The 24101-nt window shown below is 39.5% G+C and carries 20 protein-coding genes; 6 read left to right on the top strand and 14 right to left on the bottom strand.

Annotation, left to right across the window (positions count from 1 at the left end):
* Nucleotides 1–239: 239 nt before the first annotated feature.
* Nucleotides 240–2987 carry an alpha-L-rhamnosidase gene (locus QCD85_RS08925; protein ID WP_301262367.1) on the bottom strand — a complete coding sequence of 916 codons (2748 nt, stop codon included), beginning with the start codon at nt 2985–2987 and terminating at the stop codon, nt 240–242.
* Between the two features lie 164 nt (nt 2988–3151).
* Between QCD85_RS08925 and QCD85_RS08930 the strand changes: the two genes are divergently transcribed.
* Entirely contained in the window at nt 3152–4027 is an 876-nt protein-coding gene (locus tag QCD85_RS08930) for an AraC family transcriptional regulator (RefSeq protein ID WP_301262368.1), read from the top strand.
* Here QCD85_RS08930 and QCD85_RS08935 read toward each other — a convergent pair whose 3' ends face one another.
* Both QCD85_RS08935 and QCD85_RS08940 read right to left on the bottom strand, forming a co-directional pair.
* On the bottom strand, nt 4028–5086 hold the full coding sequence (locus QCD85_RS08935) for an LLM class flavin-dependent oxidoreductase (protein ID WP_274169913.1): 1059 nt from the start codon (nt 5084–5086) through the stop codon (nt 4028–4030).
* 119 nt (nt 5087–5205) lie between these two features.
* Nucleotides 5206–6873, bottom strand: coding sequence for a GGDEF domain-containing protein (locus tag QCD85_RS08940; RefSeq protein ID WP_301262369.1), 1668 nt, complete (start codon nt 6871–6873; stop codon nt 5206–5208).
* 390 nt (nt 6874–7263) lie between these two features.
* Here QCD85_RS08940 and coaA point away from each other — a divergent pair, with 390 nt between their 5' ends.
* A complete protein-coding gene (coaA, locus tag QCD85_RS08945; RefSeq protein WP_273612426.1) occupies nt 7264–8193 on the top strand; it encodes a type I pantothenate kinase in 930 nt (309 codons plus the stop codon).
* A gap of 36 nt (nt 8194–8229) precedes the next feature.
* Nucleotides 8230–8598, top strand: a complete 369-nt coding sequence (locus QCD85_RS08950; RefSeq protein WP_273612427.1) for a DUF423 domain-containing protein — start codon at nt 8230–8232, stop codon at nt 8596–8598.
* 141 nt (nt 8599–8739) lie between these two features.
* Here the strand turns inward: QCD85_RS08950 and QCD85_RS08955 are convergent, their stop codons facing one another.
* The 7 genes from QCD85_RS08955 to QCD85_RS08985 all read right to left on the bottom strand — a co-directional run bounded on the left by QCD85_RS08955 (nt 8740) and on the right by QCD85_RS08985 (nt 17686).
* Entirely contained in the window at nt 8740–11580 is a 2841-nt protein-coding gene (locus QCD85_RS08955) for a chitinase N-terminal domain-containing protein (RefSeq protein ID WP_441005611.1), read from the bottom strand.
* A gap of 266 nt (nt 11581–11846) precedes the next feature.
* Complete coding sequence (locus tag QCD85_RS08960; RefSeq protein ID WP_301262370.1) at nt 11847–12959, bottom strand: NADH:flavin oxidoreductase; 1113 nt, start codon at nt 12957–12959, stop codon at nt 11847–11849.
* Nucleotides 12960–13154: 195 nt separating this feature from the next.
* The gene (locus QCD85_RS08965; RefSeq protein WP_273612429.1) at nt 13155–14168 is read right to left on the bottom strand and encodes an AI-2E family transporter; all 1014 of its coding nucleotides are present in this window, start codon (nt 14166–14168) and stop codon (nt 13155–13157) included.
* A 154-nt stretch (nt 14169–14322) separates the two neighbouring features.
* A complete protein-coding gene (locus QCD85_RS08970) occupies nt 14323–15375 on the bottom strand; it encodes an aldo/keto reductase (protein ID WP_273612430.1) in 1053 nt (350 codons plus the stop codon).
* 186 nt (nt 15376–15561) lie between these two features.
* The gene (locus tag QCD85_RS08975) at nt 15562–16359 is read right to left on the bottom strand and encodes a helix-turn-helix transcriptional regulator (RefSeq protein ID WP_301262371.1); all 798 of its coding nucleotides are present in this window, start codon (nt 16357–16359) and stop codon (nt 15562–15564) included.
* A 32-nt stretch (nt 16360–16391) separates the two neighbouring features.
* The gene (locus QCD85_RS08980; protein WP_301262372.1) at nt 16392–17291 is read right to left on the bottom strand and encodes a fumarylacetoacetate hydrolase family protein; all 900 of its coding nucleotides are present in this window, start codon (nt 17289–17291) and stop codon (nt 16392–16394) included.
* Nucleotides 17292–17374: 83 nt separating this feature from the next.
* Nucleotides 17375–17686 (bottom strand): L-rhamnose mutarotase, encoded by a 312-nt coding sequence (locus QCD85_RS08985; protein WP_301262373.1) that lies wholly within the window; start codon nt 17684–17686, stop codon nt 17375–17377.
* 407 nt (nt 17687–18093) lie between these two features.
* Between QCD85_RS08985 and QCD85_RS08990 the strand changes: the two genes are divergently transcribed.
* The 3 genes from QCD85_RS08990 to QCD85_RS09000 are packed head-to-tail and all read left to right on the top strand — an operon-like array spanning nt 18094 to nt 20809.
* Nucleotides 18094–19218 (top strand): ABC transporter ATP-binding protein, encoded by a 1125-nt coding sequence (locus QCD85_RS08990; RefSeq protein WP_273612434.1) that lies wholly within the window; start codon nt 18094–18096, stop codon nt 19216–19218.
* A complete protein-coding gene (locus tag QCD85_RS08995) occupies nt 19218–19871 on the top strand; it encodes an ABC transporter permease (RefSeq protein ID WP_273612435.1) in 654 nt (217 codons plus the stop codon). Before QCD85_RS08990 ends, QCD85_RS08995 begins: the two co-directional genes overlap by 1 nt.
* A gap of 26 nt (nt 19872–19897) precedes the next feature.
* On the top strand, nt 19898–20809 hold the full coding sequence (locus QCD85_RS09000; protein WP_273612436.1) for a glycine betaine ABC transporter substrate-binding protein: 912 nt from the start codon (nt 19898–19900) through the stop codon (nt 20807–20809).
* 75 nt (nt 20810–20884) lie between these two features.
* On the opposite strand, the gene bshB2 is transcribed toward QCD85_RS09000, so the two are convergent.
* From bshB2 to QCD85_RS09020, 4 genes are all read right to left on the bottom strand, one after another.
* Nucleotides 20885–21577, bottom strand: coding sequence for a bacillithiol biosynthesis deacetylase BshB2 (bshB2, locus tag QCD85_RS09005; RefSeq protein ID WP_273612437.1), 693 nt, complete (start codon nt 21575–21577; stop codon nt 20885–20887).
* Complete coding sequence (locus tag QCD85_RS09010) at nt 21577–21921, bottom strand: YojF family protein (protein ID WP_204824056.1); 345 nt, start codon at nt 21919–21921, stop codon at nt 21577–21579. The genes bshB2 and QCD85_RS09010 overlap by 1 nt, the downstream gene beginning before the upstream one ends.
* A gap of 300 nt (nt 21922–22221) precedes the next feature.
* Nucleotides 22222–23346 carry a rhamnogalacturonan acetylesterase gene (locus QCD85_RS09015; RefSeq protein WP_301262495.1) on the bottom strand — a complete coding sequence of 375 codons (1125 nt, stop codon included), beginning with the start codon at nt 23344–23346 and terminating at the stop codon, nt 22222–22224.
* Between the two features lie 301 nt (nt 23347–23647).
* Nucleotides 23648–24076 carry a universal stress protein gene (locus QCD85_RS09020; protein ID WP_301262374.1) on the bottom strand — a complete coding sequence of 143 codons (429 nt, stop codon included), beginning with the start codon at nt 24074–24076 and terminating at the stop codon, nt 23648–23650.
* Nucleotides 24077–24101: the final 25 nt, after the last annotated feature.

Below are 24101 nucleotides of genomic sequence, written 5' to 3' on the forward strand. Positions count from 1 at the left end.
GTGCTGAGAGGGCACGTTGTATCATCGTCTCAATATTAATTTCATTGTAAATTTATGCATGTTTTACCCTGCAAATTTATCAATGAATCGTTAACACATTGCGTATGATTATAACAGTGCTTGTATAGCGATGCCACTTTTGCAACCATCGCAGCATATAGAGGGATAGCAAAAAGCTCTGTTCTATATCGAAGCAACAGAGCTTTTGAGTATTATTTTGGGCGGTGTGGAATACGTATTTATACTAATGTTGAGATCGGCTGATATTGGTATACAAAATGATAATGACCGGAGCCGATCGTTATGATGATTGTGCTTTGCATTTCTTGTATATTATGAATACCTTCAATCTCATGTAATGGCTGACCGTTTTCTTGAATAGATGACAATATTGCATGATCCAGTACAATGTCAGCGGTTGTATTAGCAGGAATGATTACTTCTAACTGTCGCTGATCCTCCTGCTCGATCCAGCTAGATTGAATTTTGCCATAAGCAGATTCTAATATAGCACTAGCAGAAGTAATTTCTCCTTCGCCATATCGCGGATAAATTTTACTTTTTTTGTAGGCAGGTATACTTTCGTTCATATCAAGTCCAGCCACATAACGATACAGCCATTCTCCAATAGCCCCATAAGCATAATGATTATACGAGTTCATATCATCCGGCCAGAATGAGCCATCTGTCTTAATACCGTCCCAGTGCTCCCAGATCGTGGTCGCTCCTTTGGAAAGAGGATATAACCAGGATGGATATTGCTCTTGAAGTAATAATTTAATCGCTGTCTCATGATACCCATGATCTGACAAAGCAAAGCATAGATACGGTGTCCCTACAAATCCAGTCGTTAAATGATAATCATTTTTGATCACAAGATTATTCAATTCGGTTGCGGTACGCTGTTGATCACGTTCTTCTAACAAATCAAACATTAACGCTAGCGCATGTGCAGTCTGAGTCGGCGCAGCTAGCCTTCCTGCTGGTGTCACAAATTCATGACGGTATGCCTGAATAATCTGCTCCAGACGCTCACTGTATAATTTCACATCTGCTGCTTGTCCCAATACTACAGCCGTATCCCGTACAATTCGGGTAGAATATGCAAAATAAGAAGTCGCAACCAAATCGACAGGTGTTGCTCCCATATAACTATTTTCTTTAGCATCCAGAGCTAACCAATCTCCAAAATGAAATCCTGTATTCCAGAGATAATGATGACTACCTTGATTGTAAATGTAATCAACCCATGCTTTCATACTGCTATATTGTTCTTGTAATAGGTTCTGATCTCCATAATGTAAATACATAACCCACGGACAGATTACAGCCGCATCTCCCCATGCCGCTGAAGCAGGGAGTTCAGTATCTCCTTTTTCCTCGTCCAGTACACTTAATACATCAGGTACAACAAAAGGCACACTACCATTTGAACGTTGATCTGCACTCAAGTCACGTAACCACTTTTGGAAAAAAGGAGCGATATTGTAGTTGAACGCAGCTGTACGTATAAATACCTGTGCATCCCCTGTCCAACCCAAGCGTTCATCCCGTTGCGGACAATCTGTAGGCACATCAAGGAAATTCCCTCGCTGTCCCCATACAATATTACGCTGTAATTGATTAACCAGCGGATGAGAACATTCAAATGAACCTGCAATCGGCATATCTGAATGCATGACCTCTCCTGCGACCATCTCCAATAGTTGCTGATCGGTAAGGTGATCTAATCCTTCAATCTGGATATAACGGAAGCCTTGAAATGAAAAGCGTGGTGCATGATTAATTTTACGATCTTGTTGATCATTAGCGATATAATGAACAGCTTGCTTGGCAGTTCGCAAATTACCCCGATAAAAGTTCCCTTGTTGATCCAAAATCTCAGCATGATGTATAACATAGTGCGTATTGGCAGGTATTATACCTGTTACACGTATGCGACCGACCATATTTTGCCCCATATCCAATACCGTTTCTCCGGCAGGCGTATGTATCACTTCTACAGGAGTCAGTATTTCTGTAACACGAACCGCCCAATTTTCTTGAACGATCAGATGATCATAAGGCAATTCGGCTACTTTTACCCCTGACCATAAAGAATCATCGTAGCCAGGTTGATCCCAATCTGGTTGTTCTAAGCGAGCATCATAATGTTCTCCATCGTAAATAGATGCTAACGTTATTGGACTAGGTGCACTATGCCATGATGTATCTGTACCGATAATCTCTTCTTTACCATTTTCATAACGAACATGAAGTTGTAACAATAATGCTTTGTGTTCTCCATAATGCTGGCGCTTATTTTCCCAACCGAGACGACCGGTATACCATCCATCGGCTAGACTGATACCGATTGCATTATCTCCTGCTTGCAGATACTTTGTAACATCGTAAGTCTGATATTGGTGACGATGAGTATAACTAGTCCATCCCGGTGTGAACCATTCATCGCCTACACGAGTACCGTTAATAGACAGCTCATATAATCCCGCTGCTGTCGCATAAATACGCGCAGAACTTATATTTTCAGGTAATGTAAATGATTTACGTAATTGAAAAACAGATTCTAACTGCGGGTTATGCCATTCTTCTTCAGGAGTGATCCATTGCGCTTGCCATTCTGTATGCTCTAACAGAGCAGTCTCCCACCACTGTATCTCACTCCATGCTGACGTTCTTCCCTGTTGATCTTGAATCTGTACACGATAATAATAACGCGTGCGAGATTGTAAAGGTGAACCTGCATACTTGACTTGAATCGATTGATCACTAACGACGATTCCTGAATCCCATAGCAGTTGTGTCCAATCCTCACTATCTAATCCAACTTGTATATGATAGCTATACTGCATTGTGGATCGTTGATTAGATTGAATAATCCAGCTAAATTGAGGACGAAGATGATCGCTACCTAACCAGTGAGTACGATATTCACATTGCAGTTGTATCACTTCTAATCCATTATTTGAAACAGAATGATGATCCATACGATACACGCTCCTTCAATCGTTAAGATAGATGCTCATGCTCTCAATAAGCGCACTTGAGATGATTTCTTTTTTATCATACGATAGTTGTAAGCGTTTAAAATGGGCTATTCGGACATATTTAAGTGGTAAATCGGACATTGGGAAGGATGGGAAAATATACGATGACGATCAAACGCAGAATCGATACGCTGATAGGTGATTACTTTTTTACAAAAGACATCCCAATCTATATTAATCGGGTAGCCGAATCGTATGAACTTCATGAACATATGCATGATTTTTTGGAATTGAATTATGTCAGTGAAGGTACAGGCAGTCATGTGATCAATGGCATCTCTTCTCCTGTCAAAAAAGGAGACCTTTTTCTGTTGCCGATGGGCATATCGCATGTATATCGTCCATCACCTGCTAGCGATGCTGATCCGTTGATTGTGTATAATTGTATTTTCGATGCCAATTCGTTATTAGAGGTATTGTCTACGTATCCGGGGAGTGAAGTGATAAAGCCTTTGTTAACTGATCAGCAGTATCGTTATAGTTATGATCGATTTCAAGAATTTCATCGGTTATTTCAACAGGTATACGAAGAGTATCATCGCGAACGGGCAGGCTGGATAACGGCTGTGTATACGTATGTTATTCAAATTTTACTGTTATTACATCGATCAGATACCGAAAGCGAAGTCTTACTACTACCATCTTCTTCTACATGGGAGGATGTTCTACACGAACTTCATACTCATTACCATCAACCGATATCAGTAGCAGAAATTGCCGCCAAAATGAAGATTAGTGTTCGTCAGCTTCATCGGCTATTTGTAAAACATACCGGTTCATCGATGTCTCATTATGTACAGATGTTACGAATTCAAGCAGCTTGTGATCTATTACGTACGACAGATCAGCAAATAACTGCTATTTGCGAGCAAGTCGGCTATCATGATGTATCTTATTTTCATCATTTATTCAAAAGAAAAACCGGCTCTGCTCCGAAAGCATATCGCCGGTTTATTCGTTCTATAGATCATACCCAATAATTAACTATTTACAGTGTTGCGAATCTCTGCCACTTCACTAATAATTTCATAAGAGCGTAGTCTAGCTTGATGATCATATAACATTCCTGTCACAATCAATTCATCGGCTCCTGTATCTGCAATAAATTGTGTTAGTTGTTGTTTTACTTTTTCAGGGCCACCTTTGATTGTCGATCGTAGTTGTTTTTCTACAGCATCTTGTTCATAAGGTGTCCATTTGCTAGACATATCTGTAGGTGGTTGAACTTGACCTGTTTTGCCACGAATAATATTAAGGAATTGCTGTTGCATAGTCGTACCTAACCATTCTGCTTCTTCATCTGTATCAGCAGCGATCGCGTTCACACCGACCATAGCATACGGTTCTTGCAAAATAGCTGAAGGTTGGAAATGATGACGATAGACGGCTAATGCACGCTGTGTATAATCAGGTGAAAAATGACCTGCAAAAGCAAACGGCAATCCTTTTTGACCTGCTAATTGTGCACTAAAGTCACTAGAACCTAATAACCAGATCGGAATACTCAAGCCTTCACCCGGTACAGCACGAATCGGTGCATGATAAGAAGTCGCTGACGCATCGAAAAAGGAAGTTAATTCTTCCAGCAATTCTGGAAAGTCTTCTCCGCTATCCAATTGTCTACGCAAAGCAAGCGTTGTACGACGATCACTACCCGGTGCACGTCCAAGACCTAGATCAATCCGTCCTGGATACATAGATTCAAGCGTACCAAATTGCTCTGCAATCACAAGCGGAGCATGGTTAGGAAGCATAATTCCACCTGAACCAACACGAATTGTTGAAGTTCCAGCCGCTAAATAACCGATCACTACCGAAGTTGCAGAACTCGCAATCCCTGGCATATTATGATGCTCTGCTACCCAGTAACGATTGTATCCCCATTTTTCAGCATGTTGTACCATATCAAGGCTATTTTTAAAAGCATCTGATGCTGTTGCTCCTGCTGTTATCGGTGCAAGATCAAGTATAGATATGGGTATATTTCCTAATTTATTTGTAGAATGTGATGAATCTGATTGTTGGTGTTGTTCAGACATAATGAATACCTCCTTCTTGTTAATTATGGATGGTGTTATGGATTCACTATCTCTATAGTATACACCTAATTGTTATTAATTATAAGTTATTTATTAAAAATAACTAAATATAATTCAATTTATTCTATATTTCGTAATACATCTTCTCCGCATATCACCTGATTACGACCTGCTTTTTTCGCTTCATATAGATGATGGTCTGCTAGAGCCAGTAATTCTGCACTGGATTGAGCTTGATCTGTAATCGTAGAAATACCGATACTCGCTGTCACAGGTAAGTTGCCTGTAATGGGACTCCAATCTGCTGAACGAATCGCTTCACATAACATATTGGCATATACTCTACCTTGCTTGAGATCTGTTTCTGGAAATACAGCTACAAATTCTTCCCCGCCTATACGTGCTACAGCAGCAGTCGAAGGAATCGTAAGCGATAAGATTTTTGCGACATGAACCAGTACAATATCCCCTACTTCATGGGATAATGTATCATTGATTAATTTGAAAAAATCCAGATCGATCATAGCGACAGTCAGAGGTTGCTCCAGTAGAATACAACGCTCTAACAATTTGTTCATATGCACATCCATAAAGCGGCGATTATGCAGACCTGTCAAAGGATCACGTAGTGCCATTTCTTTAAAATACTCGCTATCGCGTTTGGCTTCTTCTGCATCGTATACAATTTGTAAAATGCGTGCCCGGGTCTCGCGCTGAGTAGAACGCAATGTTTCATTTTCTTTAAAAAACAAGCGATGTTCTTCATAAGCTTCTTGATACCGATTAGAAGCGGCATACCATTCTGAACGTTCAAGTCTGACTTTGACACTCAGACGTGCCAGTCCATGTTCTTCCGAGATATGTGCAGCTTCTCGTAGTGTTTTTTCAGACTCTTCTAATTTGCCTTGTAGACGTTGCGCTTTGGCTAGCGTTAACAAACATTCTGGTAAAGTAGCCAGTTCCCCTAACTTACGCGTTCCTACAGGTTCATGAAGCATCGGTTGCAATGTTTTCTCCGCTTCTTCTGGACGACCGGCTTGAATCTCAATCACAGCAATCGTATCTAATTGTTGCGCTTCTAAAGGCACTTTATATTTAACACTTAATTCGCGCATTTGAGCAATTAATTCTAACGTTTCAGGAATATTCTCACGTTCATACTGGGTATATGCCATATTATTTAAAACAAACATCGAAATTTGAAAATCATTCGTAGCGGTTGCAATCTCTAACACTTCTTGAAAACGATGTACCGAATCTTCATATGCCCCTACTTCATCCAGTGTTAATGCAAGCGTCATCAGATGATCTGCACGAATCGGCAGTGAAGTGTCCTCTGGCAAGTATTTAAAAGCAATCACAGCATTTTCTAACGCACTTTCATTATCTCCAATACGTCTATAAAAAGCAGCCAGTAATCGATGACTGCGAGCTAACAAATAATGATGGTTATGATCCAAAGCCCATTTATTGATTTTACGAATTTTGCGTCCGCCTTCAGCAATTTTACCTTGTCTGCCCATAATATCGGCATGGATAAGTTGAGTACGAATAATCAGGTCTTCTACATCAAGAGATTTCGCAATTTCTAGACTTTTACGAACTTCATATACAGAAAGATTGATATTACGGTAAGGCATCATTTCAAGCGTATCTAACATGTTGGCAAAAGAAGCAGGAGTATGCACAACGGATCTATCGCTTAATAAGGATTTGGTATGCAATTCAAGATTGAATGTAGATTTGTCCTGATGGGAAAAATGGGAATGATTATATTTTTCGGACAAAATAGTTCCTCCTTATAGCCTGTCATTATAAGATCATCATGCATAGTTTTTATAAAATGAATCTGTATTGGATAGGTTAGATGTACGCTTTTATAAATATAGATCAATCAATGTATACTTATATTACCATTATGTATATCAAGAAATGAACATTATCTTAGTATCAAGAAAGTAAGTATACTTCATTTCTATATCTAGTCTTTATCTACCTTAGTCTATTCAATATATAAGAAGCAAGATTGATGTGAGCTATTTGTTAGTATTATCATTAAACTTAGCCTAACTTCACTGTTTGGAAGGTCAACAGAACATGTCCTAAACGTTTTAGAGGTTTTTCATTGTAAAGTTTGGTACACTAGAATTAAAAAAATTCTCAGAAAGTGAGAGCACATGAAACGATATTCGCCATACATCGAATTTGATCGCAAGGAATGGGCTTCCTTAAAAGATCACGATACACCATTATCTTTGACCGAGGTTGAATTAGAAAAGCTACGTGGATTAAATGAAAAGGTCTCTCTGCAAGAAGTGGAAGAGGTCTATTTACCACTGACTCATCTGATTCATCTTTACGTGGGTGCTTCTCAACAGCTCCATCAGTTAACCACTTCTTTTTTGCAGAAAAAAGCCCGCAAAACGCCTTATATTATCGGTATTGCTGGTAGTGTAGCGGTTGGAAAAAGCACCACTGCTCGCTTAATCCAGACCCTTCTTACTCGCTGGGATACGCATCGCAAAGTCGATCTGGTCACTACGGACGGCTTTCTATATCCAAATGCTGTGTTAGAGAAAAATGGGATTATGAACCGTAAAGGATTTCCTGAAAGCTATGATATTAAGCGCTTAATTCAGTTTATTGGAGAAGTGAAATCCGGTAAACCGAAAGTAAAAGCACCCAAATATTCACACTTAACGTATGATATTCTTCCTGATGAGGAAAGCGTTATTGATCATCCTGATATTCTAATTGTAGAAGGCATTAATGTACTACAAGTGAAAAAGGATAGTCCCTTATTCGTGAGTGACTTCTTCGACTTCTCGATCTTTATTGATGCAGAAGAGAAAAATATTGCTCGTTGGTATGTAGAACGCTTCCAATTGTTACGTCAGACTGCTTTTCAGAATCCAGATTCGTACTTCCATTCTCGATTTGCTGATCTGTCTGAAGAAGAAGCAACTGTAGTCGCTCATCATACATGGGAATCGATCAACGCCAAAAATCTACATGAAAATATTCTTCCTACCAAAGGACGCGCACAGCTAATTTTGAAAAAGGAAGCCAATCATACGATTCAAAATATTTACTTACGTAAATTATAAATAAAGATATAGTCATGTCTATTGGAGGTGGATAAAATGCAAACGATACTGATCATCGGTTGTATCATGATGGTTCTGGCTGTAGCTCTTGGAGCTTTCGGTGCACATGCGCTCAAAAAGAAGCTCAACGCTGATATGATGAAAGTATACGAAACAGGTGTGCAATACCATATTGCACATGGACTGGGAATGTTGTTGATAGGAACACTTGGACAGAATCTAACCCACTCTACTCTTGCAGTAACCGCAGGTTGGTTGCTTTGTATAGGGATTATTTTATTTTCAGGCAGCTTGTACGTCCTTAGCTTTACCGGTGTTCGTAAATTAGGAGCGATTACTCCTCTAGGCGGACTTGCCTTTATAGCAGGTTGGATTGTATTGTTAGTCGCTGTTGTACAAGGCTAATACAGTAAAGCTTATAGATTCATCTATATTTATCCAATAGAAAAAGCCTTGAACGTGTACACTGTTATGCTAGATGCATACCGTAACGTTCAAGGCTTTTTTTGTATTCATTTATTTGTGCGAAAAATAGATCAAATCGTATTATTTTGTAACTTGTACTGTCATCGTATTACTTTTTGTTGTACCCGAAGCATTAACCAATTCAGTCACATACTCATACGTACCTGCTGGACGATTAGTGATTCCACTGATCGCATGTTGAGCTTGTGGAGTACCTTCTTTTAATGATTGAGTATCGATCAGTGTACCATTCTCATATAAACGGTATTCTGTCGCATTTGTTCCCCACCATAGATTCATGCTTACTTGATAGTTACCGTCTCCATCCCAGTTGTCATTGGACAACACAGGTTGAGCAGGAGAAGCATCCGTTACTTTTACAACTAGAGGCTGGCTTTTTGTTGTACCGAATGAATTGGTTAATTCTAACGTATACGTGTAAGAACCGTTAGCTTTCCCTTTGATATCAGCTTGTACAATCTGTGCATTTGGTGATTGATCGGCAAGCTTACCACTGCTAATCACTTGATCACCTTCATACAATTTGTACGTAGAACCATTATTGCCCCACCACATATTCATAGTGATCGTGTAGTTACCATCTCTAAGCCCTGTATCGTGTCCGTTATTATCTGTTAATACAGGTGTTCCGGGTACATCTGTAGCTAATGGATCAGTAACAGGTGGTTCTGTCGGTTCAGTTGGATCGGTAGGATCTGTAGGAGGTGTGCTCGTAACTGCTGTAATATCTGCTGCACTTCTTGGTTTCAATTGGAATACACCTTTGAAAATAGCTGCTACTCCAGTGATATCTACAAATTGTCCATTTTGATAAGCAAAATCAGCTTGAGTTAATCCTGTACGTGCATCTACACGAGCATGAGTCGTTACAGGTAGATCGCCATATACATTGCCAGTTACATCAAATTCAAAAGAACCTGTAGGTGTAGCGGCAGCAATATTGCTGATCTGTACATTTTTTAATTGTACCAATTGTCCTTGATTATACGTATCTACAGCGACTGCTGTTGTTGCCGCAGGCAATGCTGCTGTTCCTGTTTTCTCAATTGTTACCGGATCTGTTAACTCTAGCTCTGTATTATACAATGCTAGTGGAGCTGTTACTTTGATCACATCACCTTGATGAAATCCAGCTTGATTCTGGTATACATAGATGCCTGCTGTTTTATCTTGTAAATAAAAAGCTTGTCCACCAAAAGCACCCGGTTCAGTAGTCACTACACCTTCGATCGTGACCAATTTACCTTCTGCTTGAGTACGAGCATTGGCAATCGTTGTTAGTGCGGGTGCAGGCTGTTCTCCACCATTTTCTTCAGGCAATGGCTCAGCAGGAACATTGGCAATCGTTACCGGCGTAGTAATCAGGTTGCTACCATTTAGTCGTAGACGCAGACTTGCTGTTCCTGTTGTACCTGGTTTGACGCGTACTGTAATATCTTTGTACGCATGACCTTTGCTATCTGCTGTTAGACTATACGTCGAACTGTAGCCGTATGCTGTCGGCCATGTACCATCAGGATTCTGTACTTGACCAACCTGCGTACCACCGGTTAAGTAAATACCACTGCTATAACCGGTCACTGTGCTGTTCGCTGCTAAATTATCAGCTACAATACGAATTTGGAAAGGTTCTGCATTTGGCAATTCAGCTTGGTGTACTAAGCTATACGTTGGCGTAGTAACCGAAACGGCGCTACCGTATGAACCTGGTTTGAATGTAGAAGAATCCCACCATTTGTAACCTGCTGCTGGAGCTGCCCACGGTTCTGCTTGAGGCTCTGTAGACGTCTGTGGAGTCTCAATTGGCAACAATGCTGTCGGTTGATCCAATTGTAGACCATCTACCTGACTAAAGTTCGTATAGTTTTCTTTGTCTGACAGCCAGTTAATTGTATTAACAAGCAATACGCCGTCATCTACTTCTTTAAATCCATCATACGTTGTTTTTTTGGTGCCTGTTTCTTCACGTAGATATTTAGGCGAAGCATCTTCAACAGGAGAAGAATCTCCGATAAATGCAGCTTTACCTGCTCCTAATTTGGAAACTGCTACATAAGGGCCTTCAGCAATACCGCCACCGTTGTATACCCCTTGATCCACTGCATTTCCCCAAGACGCATTCGTTTCTGGCAAATATACAATTCCTTTTGCTTTGGCAGGATCAGTGATTGCAAGTGTCGAGCCAGCGTGCATCGCTACACTACTTACACCTTCTGTGATACCAAATGCTTGATTCGGAGCTACGATCTGATTGGCATTGATATCTCCTAGTGCATTGTAACGGAAGCGAATCCCGAAGTTATCAGATAACCAATCTGAACTCACTACACCTTGCATCGCCGCAGAATTTTTTTCTTCTGTGTTCATGCCTTTTGTTGGATCTTCCCACGCACCACGACGATAACCGTTAATAGCTTCTGATCCGTCCCAACGGTTTTTGTTACGATCTGCATTGTAATGATCGCCTACAAAGAAAATACTGCCACCGCTTTCAACATATTGTTTCATTGCTGCTTGTTCTGTTGTTTTGAACGGAATATTAGGCTCTGCAATAACAAATACATCATAATCGCTCAAGTCACTATAAGTGATTGGTGTACTTTTACGAAGTTCTTTCACATAGTAACCATCATTAGCTAATGCGTTTGCAAAATCAGAAAAACCTCCATCAATTACCCAATCAGCCGCCCCTGCTGTCTGAGCATGGCTATTATCGAACAATACTTTTTTACCAGCATTGTCGTTAACCACTTTAGCCGCGATAAATGGAGCGGGATCAGTTGGGCCTTCTGCATGAACAGCTGTTAATCCGCCTAGCCATCCTGTTTGCATAGGTAAAGCAATTGCCACCATCAACGCATACTTTACCCATCTTGATTTCATTCCACTACGTGTTACCATGTTTTGCCTCCTATGTACTGAAAGAATAGATATCTCACTCATATTATCATGGAAATATATTCAAAAGTAAGCTATTTTGTAAAAAAAGCAAAATAAATGGGTAATATTTTAGTTTGATTTTACATAGTAAGGTAGTTAAGTTTACATTCATATTATAAAAATGACTTATGGATACTAAAAGAGGACTTATTTGATGTGGTATTTGCATATTATATAAAAAAAAGAACAACCTTAGTAACAAGGTTGCTCTTTTTCAATAACGTTATTTATTTCAAAGACTTTAAGTCTTCTTGATCAAATGTTTTGATATCATCGGTACGTTGCTCATGTAATTTGGTAGCCCATGCTGCATCGCCAATCAATGCCCGACCAACAGCGACAAGATCAAATTCACCTGCATTTAATTTTTGATCTAATTCTTCCAGACGAATACTTTCAGATACATCTTCTGTTTTATTACTCAAAAAGACTTGATTTAGTCCAACAGAGCCAACAGTAATTGTTGGTTTACCTGTGATTTTTTTCGTCCAGCCTGCAAGATTTAGGTCAGAACCTTCAAATTCAGGCTCCCAGAAGCGACGAGTCGAACAGTGGAAAATATCAACGCCAGCTTCAGATAACGGTTGTAAAAATTGAGCTAACTCTTCTGCTGTCTCAACAAGGCGAGCATCATAATGATTCATTTTCCATTGTGAGAAACGGAACACGATTGGATAATCTGGCCCTACAGCAGCGCGGCATGCTTTGACCACTTCTACACCAAAGCGTGTGCGTGCTACTAGATCGCCACCATATTCATCGGTACGTTGATTCGTTTGTGACCAGAAGAACTGATCGATTAAGTAACCATGTGCTCCATGAAGCTCTATACCATCAAATCCTACTCTTTTGGCATCAGCTGCCGCTTGAGCATACGCTTGAATCACTTCTTGAATCTCATCTTTTGTTAACGGTTCATTTACTTTCTCACCGTTGATATCAAGACCGGATGGGCCAATCGGTTGAGCTTCTACATTCGGTAGTGAGCCGACCGGACGTGCCATACCTACATGCCAGATTTGCGGCATGATTTTGCCACCGACTTCATGAACTTGTTTGACGACTTCTGCCCAACCATTTAACGCTTCCTCACCATGAAAAACAGGAATATCAGGAGAAGAGACTGCCGCAGGATGATTGATCGCTGTACCTTCGGTAATAATCAAAGCAACTTCATTTTCAGCACGACGTCGATAATAAGTTGCTACATCTGCTCCAGGTACACCATTAGGTGAAAAATTACGTGTCATCGGAGCCATAACGATCCGATTGGACAATTCTAAGTTAGTTGTATGAAAAGGTGTAAATAGTTCTGATGTTTTTGGTGAATTGACGCTCATATAAAATCCCTCCAAATATGAATAGTTGTATACCTAAGTAGATCGATATGTTTATAAGGATATCATGCTCTATAATGAAAAGCTAATCCTATATGTAAAATTTTTGTAAAAATAAAAAACGCTTATGGCTGTTATATTCAGCATAAACGTTTTAAATATACTGCAACGATCCGATCATTTATAAGAACAAATCGCTTATTCTGTGCCTCTCTTCTTACGCGTCACTCCGATCAAGTCGAGGAAAAATACAAATAACGGAATACCGATAATCAATCCCCACGGGCCAATAAAATGCTCGGAAAAAATAAGAATAACAAACGTATAAAAAACAGGTAAATTGGTTTTGCTGGACATCAATTTCGGATTAAGGAAGTATGCTTCAATCGCATGAATCACAACCACCAGAATCAGCAGATAGACAATATATTTGACTCCACCAATACTAAATGCAATCAATCCCAACGGCACAAGCGAGATAAACACCCCTGCAACCGGTATTAAGCCTAACATAAAGATAATTAGTGCTAACCCTAACAAGTTCGGGAAACCCATAAACCAGAGCGCTATAATCGTAATAATACAATTGATCAATGAAATCAATAATTGAGCTTCAATGACTTTGCCAAATGTATCTAAAAACATTTTACCGAAATATCCTACTTCTTTAAAAAACCAACCCAGCTTACTTTCTTGGAAAGAAGCTGTAAAACGTGTAATATGCGTACGATCTAATAAGAAGAATAAGCTAAGCAATAATGCTATAAGTAATTGAGAACCTAATTTACTAATTTTTAAAATCACATTAAAGCCTGGCTCTATAAAACGCTGTACATTTAATGTATTCAAAAAGTTAATAATGTACGGGTTCCATTCACTCTCGTGAGGATGGCGATAGGCTTCGATAATCATCTGATATAGCTGAGTCACCTGCATAATCACTGTAGGCACCATTCGATACACGCCCCAGCCAATCACAGCAAGCAAAATCAGATAAACCAATGGTAATACAAAAAAACGTGAGACATTAGGAATGAACTTTTGAAATAACTTCATTAGTCCATCATACATACTACCGATTAATATCGTCAGCAATAATGTAAGTAAAATAATATTCATCATACTTTGCATTGCAAAAATCACCAGAATCAGAATCGCAAGCACAATAATTCGCCGGATTCCATCGTGATTTATCCATTCCCTTACCTTCATTCATAGACCTCATCTCTATTTATGTCCGCTCCTTTTATCATAACGGTTTTCTGCTTACTTGTCATCGTAGTATCCGAGACAAAACATATCGCATACAAAAAAAGGAACCCACAAGTATATTACCTTGGGATTCCTTTTTTCAGTGTAATGTATATCACGAACGAGGGTGACGTACCTGTTGCAATTGTTCTGTTCTTACCTGACTCACCATATCCATCATCCAACCCGGGTATTCACTAGGAATCTGGCTGATCTTATCGAGTGTCTGCAATTCTTCTTCAGAAAATACAATATCGACTGCACCTAGATTATCTTCTAATTGATGCATTTTCTTAGTACCTATGATAACGCTGGTCACTGCACGCTGATGTAGTAACCAGGCTAGAGCAAGCTGAGCTACCGATGCTTCTTTTTGCTTAGCCATCTCGATCAAAGTATCAATAATATCGTACGCACGATCTTTATCTACAGGCGGGAAATCAAACTCATTTCGTCGACTGCCTTCAGAATTTTGTTGATCGCGTGTAAATTTACCGCTTAACAAACCTCCTGCAAGTGGACTCCATACAAGCAATCCCATATCATTATGACTATGTAGCATCGGGATAATCTCGCGTTCTAACTCACGACCGGCAAGGGTGTAATATGCTTGCGTAGAGACGAACTTTTCAAGTCGATGTTGATTCGAAATACCGATAGATTGAGCGATCTGCCATGCTGCCCAGTTGGATACACCAATATATCGAACTAATCCTTGTCGTACAAGATCAGTTAATGCTTGTAACGATTCTTCGATAGAAGTTGCAGGATCGAATCCATGAAGTTGATACAGATCAATATGATCCATTTGTAGACGTTCCAGACTGTTTTTGACACCATCCATAATATGATTGCGAGAAGAACCTTTCTGATTAGGAGAAGACCCCATCACTCCGAAAACTTTAGTTGCAATCACCACTTCTTCTCGTTTGACGCCCAAGTTGCGTAACGCTTGTCCGGTGATTCTTTCTGAATTGCCTTCTGAGTAAATATCTGCGGTATCGATAAAGTTAATTCCTGCTTCCAAAGCACGTGCTAGTAAAGTATCTGCTTCTTCTTGCTGCACTTTACCAACTACATCAAAATTTGCTCCTCCTCCGAACGTCATTGTGCCAAAACATAATTCAGATACAAATAGCCCGCTAGGACCTAATTGATTATAGCGCATATATATTTCCTCCTATTCAATTCATAACATAGATTGGTTACCTTCTATATCCTATCCTCTATTGATATACACAACCAGAGTACGCTTATACTAGTAAAAAAACTAACAGGCAACATGTAAGCTACGTGTTGGTTTGGAAAATAGATAGAGATCAGCTATACCGTTACTATACGGATAGACGAACTGTTACGATACTGGCGAATAGACGCACATATGATAATTTGGATTGTTATCCAGTGTAGAGACCGAATTGGAATCAAAAGCAATAGATTTCTGAGCATCAGGCATGTAAATGTGTAACAGACATGCTTTTTGAATTTGAACACGATGGAGATTCCAGATCGATTCAAATTCAGGGCTATCCAGACAAAGACGCTGTACAAATTCTCTAAAAAAAAGACTTTCAGGATGCCGATCATAATAACCACGATATACAGCTACGCAATTGATAGCATATTCTTCCCAATTTCCAATACGACTCCGAAAATCTTTATTCAAAAACACCATTCGCATAAAAAAGCGTTCTTCGGGTGACATCTCATCTAGATTCGAAAATAGTGTATTTGCCGCCGGATTCCAAAAAACAAACTCTGACATATGATTAGTAATAATCGCTGGAGAATGAAGTTGATTAATAATCAATTGCCACTCCGGACTCAAAGCTTTTGTTACATCAGAGATAGTCTCAGGTTCATTCGGATTCCAGAGCTGAAGCAAATGTATTCTTTCATCAGGAGTTAATTGTAGCGCTCTGGCTATATTCTCAATCACATCCCTTGAAGCTGTCACATCTCTTCCCTGCTCTAACCACGTATAATAAGTAGCACTGACACCGGCAAGCACTGCGACTTCTTCCCGGCGTAGCCCGGGGGTTCTACGTTGACCGTAAGAATGACTGAATCCTGCTTGTTCTGGTTGTAATTGATAACGGCGTGATTTGAGAAACATTCCTAGTGTTCTCAGTTTGGTATTTTCTTGGATCATAGCGATCCCTCCTGTGCCTTACAAAATATCTTTTAATGCTGTTCAGCAGATACAAATGTATTGCTCAACCTGCCTAGCTTTTCAATCTCAATTGTGACCTGATCACCTGACGTTAACCAGACTCTATCCTGTTCCGGCTGTCCCAAAATCACTCCTTCTGGTGTACCCGTCAAAATAATATCACCAGGATGAAGTACCATATGTTGAGATAGATAATGAATAATATAACGACAATCGAAGATCATATCGGATGTATTGGAATGTTGAACTTGCTCTCCATTCAAATAAGCACTGATCTGTAACTGGTTAGGATCGCCTACTTCATCTGCGGTTACAAGATAAGGGCCAATCGGTGCAAAACGAGGACAGGTTTTACCAAGTAACCATTGACTGGTGAGCATCTGTAGATCGCGAGCAGATACATCATTAGCCGCACAATACCCAAAGACATAATCGAGGGCATCTTCTGTACTTACCCCACTTGCTTGCTTACCGATTACGATACATAATTCAGCTTCATAATCGACTTGTGTACTGGATTGTGGCAAAGGCACTGATTGCAGATGACCTGCGACTACATCAGAGAATTTGCTAAATACTACAGGTGTTTGCGGAATAGGTGCATTCGTTTCCTCTGCATGACGACGATAATTTAGACCAATACAGATTACTTTCCCGGGATTCGGTACAATAGGAAGCCATTCAATATCTTGTTCCGCTAGCGCTTGATTCATAAGTTCTGTGGTGTGTTGTTCTAGAATATGTTGAATCTGAGTATGTAGTTCAGGTTGAGGCCAGAGATCGTCAATGATAACAGGAAGGGATAGTGAGGAAGAAGCAAAACGTTGTAGTGCAGACATAGGTACGATTACATCATCCAATGCAATCCCAATCTGCGGCTGTTGTTGATAACTAAAATGAACATATTTCATATAAGAACACCTCCAACACTAATCATGACAGGCTGAAGGCGTTCTTTCAACTATTGTCTATCGTCTATGAATAGAAATGTAGGTTAAGAATGGTAATGAAATACTTCAGGAATCACTTCAGATGTCGTTCCTTGCTGATTAGGAATTAACATATCAGCCATAAATTGTTGCCAGCGCTGATTGGCAGGATGTACTGCCAGTTGATCCATAGCTTCTTGATAATTGTCCACTTCCATATAAGCAAATAAAGTACCTTCATGTAGAAAAATACTATACGTATGAATCCCTACCTCACCAAACGCTTGCAGTAGCTCTGGATAGACGGCTTGATGACGCTCAATATATTGTGCTTGATCTTGCGGATCAATATGTAAAACAAAAGAAACTCGTTCCATATTCAACATCCTTCCTCAATAATTTATTCTATTTACTACTCTTAAATTGTAAGCGTTATCCATTTAATAATCAAAAGACTTTTCTTACTTCTTTTAGACATTTTTCGACTACTTTCATAAATTTATGACTTTATATATTGTTTCAAATTAATAAATTAGGTCTAAATACATGGAGCTCAGTTAATTGTTATATGTATGATGAACTGTTCGCAAGATGTATCCTTCGTGTGACACTATACTATGTTCATTTTGATATGAAATAGCATACTAATGATCAACCCACCCCTTTTTCGATCAGAATCATTATTCGAATGTCAATGGTTGTACATACGATAGTTATAGCTTACATCCAAGCAGCTATAAGGTAACGTAAACAAAAAAAGAAATAAGATAAAGGAGTACAATTTATGATTAAATTTGAAAATGTAAGCAAAACGTATCCCGATGGTTTTCAAGCTGTAAAATCACTTAATTTTGAAATCCGTGATGGTGAGTTTCTAGTCTTTATCGGTCCGAGTGGATGTGGTAAAACAACAACGATGAAAATGATCAACCGTCTGGTTTCTCATACAGGAGGCACTTTGTCTGTAAATGGGAAAGATATCAAAAAGCAAGATGCAGTGAAATTGCGTCGTACAATGGGCTATGTTATTCAACAGGCTGGATTGTTCCCTCACTATACGATTGAGCAAAATATCGCGCTAATGCCTGAACTTAAAGGCTGGGATGAACAGAAGAAAAAAGCTCGCGTAATCGAAATGCTTAATCTGGTTGGACTTGACCCTGAATTATTTGCGAAACGCTATCCAAAAGAATTATCCGGTGGACAGCAACAACGTGTTGGCGTAGCCCGCGCGCTTGCAGCTGACCCTGATATTGTACTGATGGACGAGCCTTTTGGAGCACTTGATCCGATTACACGAGAACAATTGCAAGATGAATTACTACGTCTGCAACGTGATTTGAAAAAAACAATCGTTTTTGTTACTCATGATATGGATGAAGCTTTGAAATTAGGCGATCGCATTGCTGTTATGAAAGATGGCGAATTGTTACAGCTTGATACTCCTGATATGTTGTTGCGTGAACCATCCCATGGTTTTGTAGAAGAATTTATTGGCAAAAACAGATTGTACCAGAATCCAGAGTATATTCCGGTTACGGATCTTATGCGTAAAGATCCATCGACTTCTCTTCCAGATCGTACACCTGCCAAAGCAATTACTTTCATGCGTCAACGCAAAACAGATACATTATTGATTACTGATGCACAAGGGATCTTACTTGGAGTCGTATCTGCATACGATGTGCTTGCTAACATCGATACTGTAGCGACAATTGGCGAAATTATTAAGCCAGTACTTCATATATTAAAACCAACAGATACAGCGCAAGATGCGCTATTAAATGTAGTAGAAGCAAAAAACGGCATTCTACCTGTCGTAGATGAACAAGGAAAATTGGTAGGTATAGTGACTCGTGGTACTTTGCTGACGATGTTTGCTAATCACTGGGCTGGAGGCGAAGTATAATGGAAAACATATCGTTGTGGGAGCAATTTATCCGTCAGTTCAATCTTCGTGGTCCTGAGCTACTTGGAGCGACCGGCGTTCATATTAAATTAGTATTAATCTCGATGTTAATCGCTATTGTTGTAGGTGTACCCGCAGGTATTCTTGTCGCACGTATCAAAGGTCTGCGTACACCGATTATTGGCGTAGCTAGTATTTTACAGACCATTCCCGGTCTGGCTCTACTCGGCTTTATGATTCCAATCTTCGGGATTGGTACGATTACAGCAGTAGCCGCATTATTCTTGTATTCTCTACTTCCTGTTATTCGTAACACATTTACAGGAATCAAAGACGTAGATCCAGCGATTATTGAAGCAGCCAGAGGCATGGGCTTAACCAGTCGTCAAATCCTTTTCCGTGTTCAGCTTCCGCTTGCATTGTCTGTGATTATGGCGGGAATCCGTACAGCTACCGTTATTAACGTAGGTACAGCGACGTTAGCTGCGTTTATAGGTGCAGGTGGTTTAGGAGACTTTATCTTCCTTGGTATTACTCGTAATATCGATGCCCTTATTCTGTTAGGTGCTATTCCTGCGGCAATCCTTGCATTGGTATTTGATTACTTGCTGGGATTGGTAGAACGTTGGACAACGCCACGAGGATTGAGATAAGGAATCTGAACGCAGGAGGAATAGTAATGAAGCTAAATAAACGCCTGAGCATGTTATTGATCTGTATATTGACGACAACTGCTCTGCTAACGACAGCCTGTAGCAACTCGGCAGCTACTGAAGGAACGACCGGTGGAGAAATCACTATCGGTTCCAAAAACTTTACCGAAAATATTGTACTGGCTTATCTAATGGCAGATATGATTGAAAACCGTACCGGTATTAAAGTAAACCGTAAAGTGAATCTAGGCGGATCAAGTGTTGCCTGGACAGCTCTTCAAAATAACAATATTCAATTGTACCCTGAATATACAGGAACGATTGTTGCCAATTATTATCAGCAAGAGACGACAGATTCCAAAGGAACATTAGCAAGCGCCAAACGTTTGATGAAAAAAGACGATTTGCAATTTATTGCTCCGTTTGGATTTAGTAATACGTATTCTCTAGCTGTTAATCAAGAAACAGCGCAAAAATATAACTTAAAAACGTTTAGCGATCTAGCGAAAGTATCGCCTAATCTCGAATTAGCTTCTGAATTTGAATTTACTGATCGTGCAGATACGTATCCTGGATTGAAGAAAAAATACAATATGATCTTCAAAGATGTTAGAGGTATGGATCAAGGCATCAAGTACCGCTTGATTGCTCAACATGATACTGATGTTGTTAGTGTCTACTCTACCGATGGTCAGATCAAAATCAATAATCTATTTGTTCTTAAAGACGACAAGAACTTTTTCCCACCTTATGATGCAGGTGTAGCTGTTCGTTCCGAGACACTACAGAAATATCCAGCAATCAAAGGCGCTTTAGAAGCATTACAAGGCAAAATCACTGAACAAGATATGCAAATGATGAATGCTAAAGTGGATCAAGGTTACCGTGAAGATGATGTAGCTCACGAATTTCTTGTTTCTAAAGGATTAATTAAATAACGATAAAAAGCAGTCATCCCCTTCTTATTCGCATAGGAAGGCATATGACTGCTTTTTTTGTGTTAACGATCTATATTAAATCTGATGTGTCCAGAAGCGTTCTTTACCGAAACGCTCTTTGATTTCTTTATCTTTTAATGGATTCTGACCTAGCATTTCAACCGCTTGAAATTGAGAACGGTGTGCCTGGATCGATTTCATTTTATTTTCTAAATAATCACTTACGTCATTTTCGATATCAGGTTGCCCGAGTTCAGCATAGCAATTTTTAGAAAATGCCATCGTATGCAATAATGGACGTTCTGCTTGAGGTAGACGTTCTACTGCACGTACAACAGCCGCTCCTGTAGCATCATGGTCTGGATGAACGCTATACCCTGGAGAGAATGTAACGATCAATGCAGGCTTGAGTTCAACGATCATATCGTAGATAGTACCATCTAGTACTTCTTTTACTTCAAATTCAATCGTTTTGTCATGGAAACCAAGCATACGCAAATCTTGAATACCGATCGCTTGTGCAGACTTTTCCAATTCGCCTTTACGAATAGTAGGCAATCCGATACGGTTTGTAAAAGGAGGAATCCCCATATTACGTCCCATTTCACCAAGAGTTAGACAAGCATAAGTAACTTGACCTCCGCCAGCAATATGTTTGGCAAGGGTACCGGATAAGCTGAATGCCTCATCATCAGGATGTGGCAATACGACAAGGATACGAGAATCAGCAGGAATAAGAGAGAATGTTGTTTTTTTATTATTGTCCATTAGAAAGGCTCCTTACTTAGTTGCAAGGCAACTACTAATTTACCTTGAGTATCATGACCGGCTAGAATAAGACGCTCTTGCTCGGTTTCTTCATAATGGGTTAATCCTTCGGAATACACCCAACCTAGCTCTGTTTTGAGCCCTACACGATAAGGACCTTCACCAGAGATAGAGCCATGAATATAACGCAACGTCGCATTGCTGATAAAGGTTGCTGCTGGATGCTTGGTGCTATCCAGATGAGCCGCATATGCTCCAGTGGTCATTTCCAAATGAATATACAAATCTTGATCTTGTAGATCATCGATTCGTTGTTGAATCAAAGTTGGTTCGATAAGTAACATAATATATCCTCCATCAGGTCTGATCTTTTATAGCCAAAGATCGGATTAAGTTATTCATAACATTAAAAGGCTAATCGTATATAGTCTACCTTTCAAAGTACTTCATAGCAATACTTAAGGTATTATACTATAATTTCTTTAGTTATGTATCAACATCCTTACACCAAAAATCACCTGAACCTTTTACGTTAACAAACGAAGAAGGTTCAGGTGATTTTTTTTATTTATGCTTGTCATGTATAGCAAATACAATCATCGAATCATTCATTATCACTAATAATCAATACGACGACTACACAATCAGTACAATCCTTGAGCTTTCATATTGTCTACTACAATACGAGCTAATTCCGTAGCACCTGCATAATTAGGATGCAATGTATCCCCATTCATATACAGAGCAAGTGTTGCACTCGCACCAATTGAAGTGAAATAAGAAGAACTGAGTACATTAAGATCGATTAACGGCACTTGCTCTTCTTGCGCTAGTGCAACGGTAGCTGCTCGATACCAACGACCTTCTGCATTATGAACGCCTGAACTATTGAAGTCTGTAGCTCTTCCTTGAGGTGTAGATAAGATAACAGTTGCTCCTTTGGCTTTGACTTGCTTCACCATATCGCGCATAATCTCTTTGAATTGTGCTTCTGTTGTATTATTTTTGACATTCGTATCATTAATACCAAGCTGTACTATAAAGTAATCGCCCGGTTTGATGTATTTCAAAATTGCTTCAAGCTGTCCATCATCACGAAATCCACGTGCAATCTGTCCACCGGATGCCATATTACGTACCAGGTAATCATTTGGGTTGATGAATTTAGATAACATTTGCCCCCATCCACCCTGTACACTATTAGCTAATGGGTAGTAGTTAGCTACTGTCGAATCACCACCTACATAGATCGTAGGGTGTGTTGTAGGATTAGTAGAGACTTGAGTAATCTCTAATGCGCTTAATGTAAATGCTGCTCCTACTTTACCTTCTGTTACTAACAGATTGAGCTGACCATCTGTAATCGGAATCTGAAATTGATCGGTGGCAAGATCACCTGTCATATTAATAAGCTGATATACTCCTTCTGCCGCTACACTAGAACGAGAAGTATTGCCGAGCGTTACTTTCACTTCATACAATCCATTTGGCAAATCAACATTAAATGTATTATTACTTTTCGTTCCGAATGTTACAAATTGAACAGCATCGCTACCTATACCTGTTCCTGAAGCAGATACATTTTTGATATTTGCAGGTGTATTGAATCCATATCCTGTAGAAGCATTATACGCAGTCGAAGCTTGAACGCCAGTATATCCTGATGTAACACCATTAGCGCCAAAATCAAATTTGTAAGCGGTTGCAGAAGCGTGTACAGAAGATGATTGTCCCCAGCATGTACTTATTAGTGCTCCTACCAACAACATACAGCTTATTGTGTTCCATTTGCTTCGAAATTTGCTTTTCATTATCCATCCTCCTCAAAAATGTTAACGTTTTCATTACTATGTTACTTATTCGTCTGGCAAAAGAAATTATCCTTTATATCGATCAAAATATCATTTATCAAAATCTAGAAATAGTCGGTATAAGAATATAGATACTCTACAATCTCATAAGATTACAAAGTAAAACGACATGCCAAATATCCTGCTCTCCCAAAGGAACAGGATATTGGCTATCTATCTTTATTTATTAATTAATTATAAGTTATTGCATCTAACTTATTTATTTCACAATCATTACTGGAGATTTGGCACGTTGCGTTACATAATGGCTAACACTACCCATTACGAATTCACTCACTGTCCCTAATCCGCGACTACCCATAATAATAAGATCGGCTTCAATACGATCAGCGTACTTAACGATACCTTTGCCTGCACTTCCTTGAATAACAGTAGCTTGCGCATTCGGAATGGTTGAGATCAAGCGACGAAGATTAAGGCGTACATCCTCTTCTTCATGGTCAAAATAAGATTCCAGTTCATGAGTAGGAATTACTAACGGCTGTTCTAAGATTTCTGTAGAAGTCGAATCCACATACAATACTTCAATTTGAGCGTTGAGCTCTGTTCCTAGACCGACTGCTTTTTCCAACGCTTTTTGAGAGTGTTCTGAGCCATCATAAGGAACGAGAATGTGTGATAATGACATGGTTAACGCCTCCTTTTGGAATAGT

Origin of the sequence: Paenibacillus sp. PsM32 (assembly GCF_030433815.1) — a bacterium.
GTDB classification, from domain to species: Bacteria; Bacillota; Bacilli; order Paenibacillales; family Paenibacillaceae; genus Saccharibacillus; species Saccharibacillus kyungheensis.